Annotated in this window: 8 protein-coding genes; 3 read left to right on the forward strand and 5 right to left on the reverse strand. The window is 37.1% G+C overall.

All coding sequences use genetic code 11. From position 1 onward, the window contains the following. Positions 1-498: 498 nt before the first annotated feature. Entirely contained in the window at positions 499-1,737 is a 1,239-nt protein-coding gene (locus AB1422_11205; GenBank protein ID MEW6619883.1) for a cation:proton antiporter, read from the forward strand. Between the two features lie 39 nt (positions 1,738-1,776). On the opposite strand, the gene nadB is transcribed toward AB1422_11205, so the two are convergent. From nadB to AB1422_11220, 3 genes are read right to left on the reverse strand one after another with little or no spacing between them, the layout of a single operon-like run. Next, on the reverse strand, positions 1,777-3,342 hold the full coding sequence (gene nadB, locus AB1422_11210) for an L-aspartate oxidase (protein ID MEW6619884.1): 1,566 nt from the start codon (positions 3,340-3,342) through the stop codon (positions 1,777-1,779). Next, positions 3,342-4,925, reverse strand: coding sequence for a phosphoglycerate dehydrogenase (gene serA / locus AB1422_11215; GenBank protein MEW6619885.1), 1,584 nt, complete (start codon positions 4,923-4,925; stop codon positions 3,342-3,344). Before serA ends, nadB begins: the two co-directional genes overlap by 1 nt. A 17-nt stretch (positions 4,926-4,942) precedes the next feature. Beyond that, entirely contained in the window at positions 4,943-6,130 is a 1,188-nt protein-coding gene (locus AB1422_11220; protein ID MEW6619886.1) for a pyridoxal phosphate-dependent aminotransferase, read from the reverse strand. 212 nt (positions 6,131-6,342) lie between these two features. On the opposite strand from AB1422_11220, the gene AB1422_11225 reads away from it, so the two are divergent. Then, positions 6,343-7,929 (forward strand): Gfo/Idh/MocA family oxidoreductase, encoded by a 1,587-nt coding sequence (locus tag AB1422_11225; GenBank protein ID MEW6619887.1) that lies wholly within the window; start codon positions 6,343-6,345, stop codon positions 7,927-7,929. Positions 7,930-8,271: 342 nt separating this feature from the next. After that, the gene (locus tag AB1422_11230) at positions 8,272-9,429 is read left to right on the forward strand and encodes a DUF362 domain-containing protein (GenBank protein ID MEW6619888.1); all 1,158 of its coding nucleotides are present in this window, start codon (positions 8,272-8,274) and stop codon (positions 9,427-9,429) included. 535 nt (positions 9,430-9,964) lie between these two features. Here the strand turns inward: AB1422_11230 and AB1422_11235 are convergent. Together AB1422_11235 and AB1422_11240 are read right to left on the reverse strand one after the other, a co-directional pair. Beyond that, complete coding sequence (locus AB1422_11235; GenBank protein ID MEW6619889.1) at positions 9,965-10,954, reverse strand: MoxR family ATPase; 990 nt, start codon at positions 10,952-10,954, stop codon at positions 9,965-9,967. Positions 10,955-10,976: 22 nt separating this feature from the next. Continuing rightward, positions 10,977-12,134 (reverse strand): fibronectin type III domain-containing protein, encoded by a 1,158-nt coding sequence (locus AB1422_11240; protein ID MEW6619890.1) that lies wholly within the window; start codon positions 12,132-12,134, stop codon positions 10,977-10,979. Positions 12,135-12,402 lie beyond the last annotated feature (268 nt).

The raw sequence follows: 12,402 nt of genomic DNA on the forward strand, positions 1-12,402 counted from the left end.
ACTAATAATTAATTTTTTAATTTTATTTTCAACCCCCACCCCCCAATCTTGGGGGCTTTAATAAGGAATTAGGATTGTGGCATTCAAAATGACCAACAATATATATTATACGAGGACGATGAAAATTAATAGGACGCAGATTTACAGGATTAACAGGATTTTAAAGAAAAACAAAACATCAAGAAACAATAAGGAAATAACTATAGAAATACAATAATAAAAAATTAATTTTAATCCTGTTCATCTGCGAAAATCTGCGTCCCATAACCTATTTTCAGGAGAAACCAGGTATAAACCTGCGGTTCACAAACGAGGATGAAAATTGAGCATAGAGATTAGAGATTGGAGATTAGAGATTAGCAAGAGTGCAGGTTCTAATTCACTAATTCTCTAATCTCTAATTAACTATTTTCAGGAGAACCGGGCATGAACCTACGGCTCACAAAGGAAGATGAAAATAGTGATAGGAGATAGAAGGTAGGAAGTAAGGAGATAGGCGTGAGGAGTGATGTTTTCTTTACTTTCTACTTTCTACTCTCTACTTTCTACTTCCTATTTTCAGGAGAAATAATGACTATATTTCTTGAAGTAGGGCTAATTCTGATATTAGTCAAGATTTTAGGTGAATTATTTGAGCGGATAAAACTTCCTTCTATCTTTGGGGAAATCACCTTAGGCATAATTCTGGGGCCTGTTCTGGGTCTAATTATTCTTAATGATAAGACTTTTTCCGCAGCCATAATTAAACTTTTAGGTGAGATAGGGGCAGTATTTTTGTTATTTTCTATTGGGTTCACCCGTGTAGATTTCAAAAAGGTTACTGTATCTATAAAAAGGATTTTCCCGGTATCAATTTTCGGGGCGATGTTTCCTTTTTTAGCTGGATTTTTTATTGGCTATATTTTTTTTAGTTCGGTAAAAGTGGCGTTATTACTCGGGACAGCGTTAGCCTCGACAAGTATTGGCGTAAGTGTTCGCACCTTAATGGATGTAAAATATATTGCGACAATGGTAGGAGCAACTATTTTATTTGCCGCTGTTTTAGATAATTTCCTCTCGATGGGCACATTAGGGATAGTTACCGGAATTATCCAGAGAGAAAAGGTCTGGTATATTTCTATGGGAATAACCATTACCGAATTAGTCGGTTTTATCGCGGTGGTCTATCTAATGAGGAGATTCATTTTCCCTTTACTTACAAAATTAACGGATAAGATGATTGTTGAAGAAGCCACGCTGGGAATTATTATTGGCACGCTTTTTGTCTTTGCATACCTGACGCATATCTTTGGGTTGAGTGTGATAATAGGTGCATTTTTGTTTGGGGCAGGAATATCAATCATCCCAAGATTAAAAACAGAGGTTGTCGTTCATAAGGTTAGAGGGATAGCCGATGGATTTTTTGTCCCATTTTTCTTCTTGAATATGGGGCTGATGTTTGATTTTAAAGGGATTGGGAATGTAGGGATATTTGCCAGCATCCTTCTTGTGGCACTAATTGTCAGTCAAATTATCGGTGGTTTCCTTGGAGGAAAAATAGGTAGGTTTAACTTTAAAGATTCCCTTATTATTGGCACCGCACTTATCCCCAGAAATGAACTTGCCCTGGTTGTTTCTACCATTGGTTTAGAAATAGGGTTGTTAGGAAGTGAAGTCTTTTCGGCATTAATATTAATTTCATTAGTAACAACCATCATCACGCCTTTATTGCTCAGGTTAATAATTAAAGCCAGATAAAGAAGAAGGCTGAAGGCTGAATCCAATTTCCTTCAGCCTTCAGCCTTTAAATTCAATATGCCTTTTGAATCGGGCATCATCTTTGGCAGGGAAATCCTGGCGGTAATGAACGCCCCTTGATTCTTCACGCATAAGTGCTGCTTTCTGAATAAGTTTTCCGATGATTAACATATTTTGTAATTCAAAACCATCCGAGGTTGAAAATTCTTTAGCCAGAACATACGAAGACCAAAAGTCTATTTCTTTTCCTGCATCGACGAGTTTATCCTTTTCTCGTTCAATACCCACATCTCGCCACATTAAACTTTTGAGTGCATTGCGGACATCTTCTACATCTAAGTCTTTCAGGTATTTACCTTCAAAGATATAAGAGATATGTGGAAATGATTTTATCTTATTTTTTGAACACCCGGCTCTATATCCAAAAACCAAACATTCTAAAAGCGAATTGCTGGCTAAACGATTTGCACCATGGATACCAGGGTTGGCACACTCACCGCAAGCATATAATCCTTCAATGTTAGTCTTGCCCTCTAAATCTGTTTTAATCCCACCAATGGTATAATGAGCCGTAGGTCTAACAGGTATCAAGTCTTTCTTTATATCAATGTCGAAGGAATGGCAGGTTTTCATTATATTTGGAAACCTATTTTGCAGGAATTCATCATCTAAGTGGGTCACATCTAAATATACATGGGTATCATTGGTTAATTTCAATTCAGTCAGGACACTTCTGGAGACGACATCCCTTGGGGCTAATTCTAAAGCGGGATGATATTTAGCCATAAATCTTTCGCCGTATTTATTTTTTAATATTCCGCCTTCTCCCCGGACGGCTTCTGAGATTAATGCCCTGGCCGCACCGGCAATATAAAGTGTTGTTGGATGAAATTGGATAAACTCCATATCCATTAAACTTGCACCAGCACGATAAGCCGCCGCCATCCCATCGCCAGTGGCAATAATGGAATTAGTTGTCTCACGATAAATCTGACCAACCCCACCAGTTGCCAGAATTGTTTGACTGGCAAAGATTATTTCTCTCTTCTTACCTTTTGACTGGACAATTGCTCCGTAACAGATATTATCTTCGGTTAGTAAGTCTATGAGAAAGGTATTTTCTAAAATAGAGATATTTTTTTTGAGTTGAACCTTTGCGAGGAGTATTCGTTCAAGTTCTGTGCCAGTGGCATCACCTCTGGCATGGATTATTCTTCGGGTAGAGTGTCCTGCTTCCTGGGTAAATAGTAGTTTTCCTTCTTTGCAGTCGAAATTTGCTCCCCAATCAATTAAATTCTGTATTTGTTGAGGACCTTCTTCAACTAATACTCTAACTGCTTCCTCATTACACAGCCCATCACCTACTTCTATGGTATTCTGTAAATGGCTTTCATAGGTATCATTTTCAGTTAAAACTGCGGCGATACCGCCTTGAGCAATCTCGGTATTACACTGTTTCAATTTATCCTTAGTAATGATTAGCACCTGACCTTCATCAGCGGCTTCAATTGCCGCCCGGAGCCCCGCCGCACCACTACCAATGATTAAAATGTCTGTTTTGATAATTGGTAATTTGTTGGTATCAAAACTGACTAAATATCTCACTATAATTTCACCACTGTTGTTTCTAAAATCTCTTCCTGAGCATTAATCTCTTGTAAAACTGTTTGGGGTATAGGCTCATCGACATTTAAAACGATTAATTGTTTACCACCAATAGTTTTTCTACCCATTTGTAGTCCGGCAATATTGATGTTATTTTTGCCCAGAATGGTGCTGATTTTGCCCAGAACCCCGGGTTTATCAATATTTGAGATAACAAGCATATTACCTTGAGGTATAGCATCGATTCTAAAACCGTCAATTGCTACGATTCTGGCATCATTCTTTTGGAAGATACTGCCGGCAATTTGAGATGTCTTTTTATCTGTTTTTAGCGTCACGGTAATGAGGTTGACAAAATCTTCTTCTTTTGCCTCTTTGTTTTCAACAATATTTATCCCTCGTTCTTTAGCGATAAAAGGTGCATTGACATAATTGACGACAGGCTCTTTAAGGATAGTTGCCAGCATCCCTTTAAGCACCGCAACTTTAAAAGGCGTAACCTCATACTCAGCAATTTCACCTGAAATCTTTATTTCGACTTCTTGTATTCCCTCGACGGTCAATTGAGTATGGAGAGAACCTATTTTTTCGGCTAAAGTTAAATATGGGGCGATTTCCTGGAATACCTCTGGAGCGACCTGCTGGATATTAACGGCGTTTCTAATTACCCCACTGGTTAATGCATCTACGACCTGCTGAGCCATTTCTATGCCGACATTTATCTGTGCATCAATCGTCGAGGCACCAAGATGCGGCACTAAAACGCAGTTATCGAATGTCAGAAGCGGACTATCCACTGGCGGTTCGGTTTCATAGACATCTAAAGCCGCACCCGCAACCTTACCCAACTTAAGCCCCTCATAAAGTGCCTGTTCGTCAATTAATCCACCTCTGGCGCAGTTAATTATCCGCACACCATCCTTCATCTTATCAATTTCTGCTTTAGAAATCATCTTTTTCGTCTCATCAGATTTAGGTACATGCAGGGTAATATAATCTGAGCGGCGATAGAGTTCGTCCAGTTCAGATAATTCTACCCCCATTCGTTTTGCCTTTTCCTGTGAAATATAAGGGTCATAAGCCAGAACCTTCATATTGAAGGCTAATCCGATTTGAGCAACATAGGAGCCAATTCTTCCCAGTCCAACAACACCTAATGTTTTTCCGCATAATTCTACACCCATATATTTTTTGCGGTCCCATTTCCCTTCTTTCATAGATTTATCTGCCTGTGGTATATTTCGTGATAGGGCTAAAATCATCCCAATTGTGTGTTCAGCGGTAGAAACCGTATTGCCGCCTGGGGCATTCATTACAATAATCCCTTTTTTCGTGGCAGATGGAACATCAATATTGTCCACACCTACCCCGGCTCGACCAATGACCTGTAATTTTTTGCTTGCCTCGATGACTTCTTTAGTCACCTTTGTTTCACTTCTCACAATCATCCCATCGTAATCACCAATACACGCCACTAATTCTTCTGGTTTAAGTCCTGTCTTGACATCTACTTCAATGGATTCTGCTTTCTCTAAAATCTCTAATCCTTGCTTTGATAACGGGTCACTAACTAATACCTTCATTTTTTTATCATCCTCCTTTATTCTAATTTAGCCATTGCCTTTTCTATTCTATCTAATCCTTTTTCAATATTTTTTAGAGAAGTAGCGTAGGAGAGTCTGATGTAATTTGGTGCGCCAAAGGCATCTCCTGGGACGACCGCTACCCGTGCCTCATCTAATAAAAACTCAGTTAAGCCAAAGGAATTATTAATCATTTTTCCATTAAATTTTGTCCCATAAATACAGGAGACATCAGGAAAGGCATAAAATGCGCCCTTTGGGGTTTTACAGGTAAATCCTTTAATCCCATTTAGCCGTTGGACAATAAACTTGCGTCTTTTATCAAATTGTGCCACCATCTCGGCAATACATTCTTGAGGTCCCTGTAATGCGGCTAAAGCGGCTTTTTGGGAAATAGATGTTGGATTAGAGGTAGAATGTGATTGAACATTTGACATCGCCAGGATAATCTCTTTAGTCCCGGCGGCATAACCAATTCGCCAGCCAGTCATCGAATACGCCTTTGAGACACCATTAATGGTAATGGTTAACTCCTTGACCGCTGGATTTAAACTGGCAATGCTAAAATGCCTTTGACCATCATAGATTAGATACTCATAAATTTCATCGGAGATAATGTAAATTCCATTTTCTACAGCTATCTCCGCCAGAGCCTCTAATTCATCCTTTTCATAGACTGCCCCGGTTGGATTACAGGGGGAATTAAGAATAAGTAGTTTAGTTTGAGGTGTTATCGCCTTTTCAAATAATTCTGGAGTTAATTTAAAGTCATCATTGGTCTGAACAATAGTTGGTGTCGCACCTGCCATTTTCACCTGCTCTTCATAACTTACCCAGTAAGGAGCCGGGATGATAACCTCATCTCCCTCATCAGCAAGCACAAATATAGCGTTAAAGAGTGAATGTTTTGCCCCACTTGAAATCAGGATTTGAGATGGCTCATAAATCAGGTTATTATCTTTTTTAAACTTTTCACAGACCGCTTTCTTTAACTCTATTATCCCGGAATCTTGCGTATATTTCGTAAAACCGGATTTGATGGCGGTAATTCCTGCCTCTTTAATTAGTTCTGGGGTATCGAAATCAGGCTCACCAGCCCCAAAGCCAATGACATCAATTCCATCTGCTTGCATCTGTTTAGCCTTAGCACTTATGGCTAATGTAATCGATGGCGAGAGATTAGAGGCTCGTTTAGATAATATCATATTTAATCACCCTCCTTTTGGGATATAAAGTATACAAAAAGAGATTAAAAAAGTCAAGAAAAAAGTATAAAGTTCAGTATTTCTCCTTCTTGTAAAAAAACGCTTGCAATCTTTGATATTTTGTGATATGATAATCTGAGTGCAGTGTCCGTGACGCTGCAGGCATTGACAGGGTCAATGTACTCCATAGTTATTCAGGAGGTTTAGAAAGAATGAGTAATATCGCGGTAATTGGAGGGGGATATTGGGGGAAAAATCTTATCCGCAATTTTGCACAACTGGGGGCACTTCATACTATTTGTGATGCTGATGAAGGTAGATTAAAACAACTGGGAAAGGATTATCCACTTGTAAATAAAACTATGGCATTTGCCGAAGTTTTAAGCAATAAAGAGATTGATGCTATAGTTATCTCTGCACCGGCAGAATTACATTATCAATTAACCATGGAGACTTTATCTGCAGGTAAAGATGTATTTTGTGAAAAACCATTAGCCTTAACGGCAGAACAGGGAATAGAATTAACTACCATCGCCCAGGAAAATAAAAGGATATTGATGGTTGGGCATTTATTAGAATATCATCCAGCAATCTTGAAACTAAAAGAGCTGGTTGATAAAGGAGAGTTAGGCAAGATTAATTATATTTATTCAAGTCGGTTAAATCTTGGGAAAATAAGACGGGAGGAAAATATCCTGTGGAGTTTTGCACCACACGATATTGCGGTTATCTTGCTTTTATTAGGTGAAATACCAGATAGGGTTTGTGCTCTGGGTGGAAATTATTTACATTCTCAAATTGCTGATATTACGGTAACTCACCTGAACTTTAAAAGTGGTGTCCGGGCACATATCTTTGTCTCCTGGCTTCATCCCTACAAGGAACAAAAACTTATTGTTATTGGCGATAAGAAAATGGCGGTATTCGATGATGTTTTAGCCGAAGATAAACTACTTCTTTATCCTCATAAAATTGATTGGATTGACCGCGTGCCAATTCCAAAGAAAGAAAATGCCGAAAAGGTCGATTTTGAAATGAAAGAACCTTTACAAGAAGAATGCCGGCATTTTTTAGATTGTATCAACACGAGGCAAACTCCAAGAACAGATGGAAATAACGGTGTTCGGGTTTTAAGGATTTTACAAGCTTCTCAATTCTCATTAGAAAATAATGGTCTGGTGGTAAATATTGAAGAACCAGCAAAAGCACAAAAATATTTTGCCCATCCGACGGCTATCATTGATACTCCCTCTGAGATTGGTGATGGAACTAAAATCTGGCATTATTCTCATATTATGGCAAAGGCAAAGATTGGGCAGAATTGTAATATTGGCCAGAATGTAGTTATAAGTCCAGATGTAGTTATTGGTAACGGCGTAAAGATTCAAAATAATGTCTCAGTTTATACTGGAGTTACTTTAGAAGATGATGTTTTTTGTGGGCCTTCAATGGTATTTACCAATGTTATCACCCCACGAAGTCATATCTCTCGCAAGAACGAATACCGCAATACATTAATTAAAAAAGGAGCAACTATCGGTGCTAATGCCACTATTGTTTGTGGAGTGACGATAGGCAATTATGCCTTCATCGGTGCAGGAGCAGTGGTCACGAAGGATGTCTTACCGTATTCATTAGTCATTGGTAATCCTGCCAGACAGGTTGGGTGGATGTGCCAATGTGGCGAAAAACTGAATTTTATCGAACAAATTGCTGAATGTGATAGATGTGGAAATCAATATACGCTACAAGAGGGTAAAATAAATTGTAACCGTTCAGGTATAGATAAAAATATGTAACTATAACTCAAATCTCAAAACGCAAAACTCAAAACTACAACTTAAAACTAAAAAAGCGTTGATAGTAGATAGTTGATAGTTGAAGGACTATAAACTATACACTATAAACTATAAACCATAAACTATAAACTATAAACCATAAACTATAAACCATAAACTATAAACTATAAACCATAAACTATAAACCATAAACTATAAACCATAAACTATAAACTATAAACCATAAACTATAAACTATAAACCATAAACTATAAACGAGTTTTGCATTTTTAGTTTTAAATTTTAAGTTTTTTCCTGCCCTCTCTTATTTTTTGCCAAAGTGGGGTTAGGTATAGATTGGCTATGTCAGAAGTTTCCATTGTTAAATGTGCTGAATATCAGTTTGAAGAGGTCGCCAGAGCTGTTAGGAACAGTATTGACCTTATTGGTGGGATGGGCAGGTTTGTCAAAAAAGGAATGCGGGTGTTGATAAAACCTAACCTTTTATCTGATAAACCACCCGAAAAAGCGGTTAATACCCATCCAACGATTATCAAGGCAGTTGTGGATTTGGTTATTGAATATGGTGGTATTCCTTTAATCGGCGATAATCCAGGAATTCATAGTCTGACAAAGGTGATACAAAAATCGGGTCTGAACGAATTTATTAAGAATGAAGGTGTTTTTTTGTCTGATTTTAGCCAATACCTTTCCACACAATCCCCAAAAGATTATACTTTCAAAGAATTCAATATTGCCAAAGAAGTACTCGATGCAGATTTGGTCATTAACTTGCCTAAACTAAAAACTCATGGCCATATGATACTCACATTAGGGGTAAAAAATCTATACGGATGTCTTTCCAAACATGAGCGGATACAATGGCATTTGAGAGCGGGTATTAACCGCGATTTTTTTGCCACAATGCTGGTTGAATTATATACCCTTATTCAACCTGGTTTGACGATTGTCGATGGAATTGTTGGTATGGAAGGTAATGGACCCAGCAATGGAACACTACGAAATATTGGACTAATTATCAGTGGTATTGATTGTCTGGCAATTGATACGGTTATTTGTCATCTCCTTAACATTAATAGCCAGCAGATATACACTATTCGGGTAGCAAAGGAAAAGAATATTGGAAAAACTTCGCTTGATGAAATAAATGTTGTTAGCAAAAATTTGAACCAATTTAAAATTAAGAATTTTCAACTACCACCAGAATTAACAGAAGATACAGTATGGGGGGTGTATATTCCTAAAAAACTCCGCACACCTTTAAAACAACATCTTATCCCTAAACCTGTTATAGATACTTTTAGATGTAATCTTTGTCATACCTGCGTTGACTTCTGTCCGGCAAAAGTTATAAAGGTAGAGAAAAAAAGAGTAATTATCGACTCTATGAAATGCATTCGTTGTTTTTGCTGTCAGGAATTTTGCCCACAAGGGGCAATTATTATCAAGGAAAACTGGCTTTATAAAATTAATCCATTAAAACTTATTGATAGTTTGTAGGCATTCCGAAGTCAGTGAAGATAGACTTCTACACTGCTCACTTACTTTGTATGTGTTTAGCGTGTTCCAAATTGCGTTGATTTGAGAAGTAACTCTTTGTTAAACAATAGGATACCGGTGCGAAATATTCCACAAGGAGTTTAATGCAAATATCAAAATGTAAAAATCAAAAGGACAAAGCAAAATGCAAAAATATACCCAAATAAATTGAGTTTGCAAATATTTTGCTCTAAAAAGGGATCAAGGATTTCGAGGGGGCAAGGATTCAAGGGAGGTGAAAAATAAGGTGTTCACTCGACCCCTGGATCCCTTGACCCCTTGAATCCTTTCAAGAAAGTTTTTGCAAACCTGTATACTTGTAAGGCAATAAATTAAACACGAAGTCAAGATTTTTGATATTTGATATGTCATTTTGCATTTTAATATTTAATTTTTGATTTTGTATTACACAACTTGTTATGTTTGAAGTAGGTTCGCACTAAGTCAGTACCATTCATTTGTGCTCTCTGACCACGCTAAACAGGTAGCTTACTTTTTACGGCACTTCAATTTTATTTAAAATCTTTCTGACAATATCTTCCGTAGTCATTTCTTCTGCCTCTGCCTCGTAGGAAATAATAATTCTATGTCGTAAAACTTCCATTGCCATTGCTCGAACATCTTCTGGAATAACATAACCTCGTCTTCGTAAAAAGGCATGTGCCTTAGCGGTTAATGACAGATAAATAGATGCCCTTGGCGAAGCACCCCATTCAATTAAAGGTTTTAAGTCATCTAAATCATATCTTTCTGGATAACGGGTAGCAAAGACGATATCTAAGATATATTGTTCTATCTTTTCATCCATATAGACATCTTTAACTACTTCTCGTGCTTTTATAATACTTGCTGGTGAGATAACTGGTTGTATTTGAGGATGTTCTTTTCTCGTCATTCGACGCATTATCTCTAATTCCTCGTTTTTATTTGGGTAGTCAATTTTTAGTTTTAACATAAACCTATCCAGTTGGGCTTCTGGTAAAGGATAAGTTCCTTCCTGCTCAATCGGGTTTTGAGTGGCTAGGACCAAAAATGGCTCTTCTAAAGGATAGGAGGCTTCGCCAATGGTTACTTGTTTTTCTTGCATTGCCTCAAGGAGTGCACTCTGGACTTTAGCCGGGGCACGATTTATCTCATCGGCTAAAATCAGGTTAGCAAAGATAGGACCTTTTTTAACCTTGAATTCCCCAGTTTTTTGTTCATAAATCATTGTCCCGATTAAATCTGCGGGTAAAAGGTCTGGGGTAAATTGTAGTCGTTGAAATTTAGTTTGAATAGTCGCAGATAATGTTTTAATCGCCAATGTCTTGGCTAATCCTGGAACTCCCTCTAATAAAATATGTCCATTAGCCAGAAGTCCAATCAGTAACCTTTCTAAAATAGACCTCTGTCCAACAATTATCTTGCCTATCTCACTCAAAATTTCATCCACAAATGCACTTTCTTTATTAATTCTTTCATGCAATATCTTGATGTTTTCATCCATTTTTAATATACACTTTGTCTTTCTATATAAGGTCTATTAGAGACCCAATAATAAACTTTAGTTCATCTTTTTTGTCTCCTAATCCATCCGAGTCACAAAACCAGGAGACAAAAATAGTATTTTTGAATTTTGTCTTATAAATAGGTAAGAATCCTTCGATTTTTAACCGTTGTTCTTCCTTATCGCTAAAATTTTCACTTCTGCCCATGCCAATATCTAAGTATGCTCCATTAAGTTTATGCCCAATATTTAAGAATCTAATTCCATAAAAAGTCCTGACGAAAATATTGGTTATAGAATCATCTACATTTACACCCCCGGCTCGCAGTAATAATCCAAGACTTACGCTATGACGCTCATTATTAAGTGAGTTTTTATTAAAAACAGAAAATCTATACAATTCAAATAAAAAACCCAGACTATACTCGAGGGATTTTTGAACTAATTCGCTTGATGATGATTGAGAAGCCGCAATGGTACTGGATAATTGGAAATTGGTTAATAAACTCAATCTTTCATTCAATCTATTATGTGTTTTTAATCCAATAAGCGGAAATATATCTGTAAATTTAGTTTTACTCATCGCATATTCACAGCCAACTATAAATTTTATTGTCTGAGGAATATCCGTATCTTCTAATTTAAAGGTTGTGCAGTTTGCTATTTTGGATAATGGAGACCAATTTGATGCTTCATCTGAGGTTTTAATCGCAAAGTAGTAGGTAGTTTGAGGAGATAAATTTCCTATCGTCCATCGCTCAAGGGTTCCTGAACTCCCTGGTTTTGGCTCTTTTTCTACCTGGATAGTATCATCCCAATTCTCATCTGTAATTGGAACAAGGGAATAGCGAATATCATAGGTCGTCACACTTCCTCCTGGAGTAGTCCAGGTTAAGGAAATAGAATCCTGTCTTTTATGGACAACCGTTAAATCTTTAATAGAAGTAGGCGGGACTATCTCTTTAAGAGCTGGCGTCAAGATACCTTCTGAAGTTTGATTAAAAATGTCCTCAAAAGACAGCGTAGATGAAGTAGAAGGAAGAGAGGATGTGCTTGAAACAGTTGTCGTTGGTAGAGTTATAGTTAACTCATCTAATTCTAACTTATCCGCCGCATAAGTATAAAAGTCCCCACCTAAATAAATAGCAATAACTAATCTTATGATATTTTTTAACATCATTATTAACCCCCTGAAAGGTAAGCATTCAGCGGTCAGCCATCAATTGTCAGCATTTAGCCATCTTTCAAAAACTGAATGCTGAACGCTTACATATTTTTATATTATACCTTAAATTAAGATTAATTGCAAGTATTTTTTTACTTGAACCTTCAATTCAGACATAAAAAAGAAGATATAAGGGGTAATAAAAAAAAGATTATTATTTTGGATAAGGAAGATAGGGTTGATAAAAATGAGATATGTTAGTTTCTCTGATGGTGAGATTGTA

This window comes from bacterium, from assembly GCA_040757115.1.
GTDB lineage: Bacteria > UBA9089 > CG2-30-40-21 > CG2-30-40-21 > SBAY01 > JBFLXS01.

What these genes read in the sequence shown, in the direction of transcription:
- serA (MEW6619885.1), bottom strand. Translation starts at nt 4,925, where the DNA reads ATGAAGGTATTAGTTAGTGACCCGTTATCAAAGCAAGGATTAGAGATT.
- AB1422_11220 (MEW6619886.1), bottom strand. Translation starts at nt 6,130, where the DNA reads ATGATATTATCTAAACGAGCCTCTAATCTCTCGCCATCGATTACATTA.
- AB1422_11225 (MEW6619887.1), top strand. Translation starts at nt 6,343, where the DNA reads ATGAGTAATATCGCGGTAATTGGAGGGGGATATTGGGGGAAAAATCTT.
- AB1422_11230 (MEW6619888.1), top strand. Translation starts at nt 8,272, where the DNA reads ATGTCAGAAGTTTCCATTGTTAAATGTGCTGAATATCAGTTTGAAGAG.
- AB1422_11235 (MEW6619889.1), bottom strand. Translation starts at nt 10,954, where the DNA reads ATGGATGAAAACATCAAGATATTGCATGAAAGAATTAATAAAGAAAGT.
- AB1422_11240 (MEW6619890.1), bottom strand. Translation starts at nt 12,134, where the DNA reads ATGATGTTAAAAAATATCATAAGATTAGTTATTGCTATTTATTTAGGT.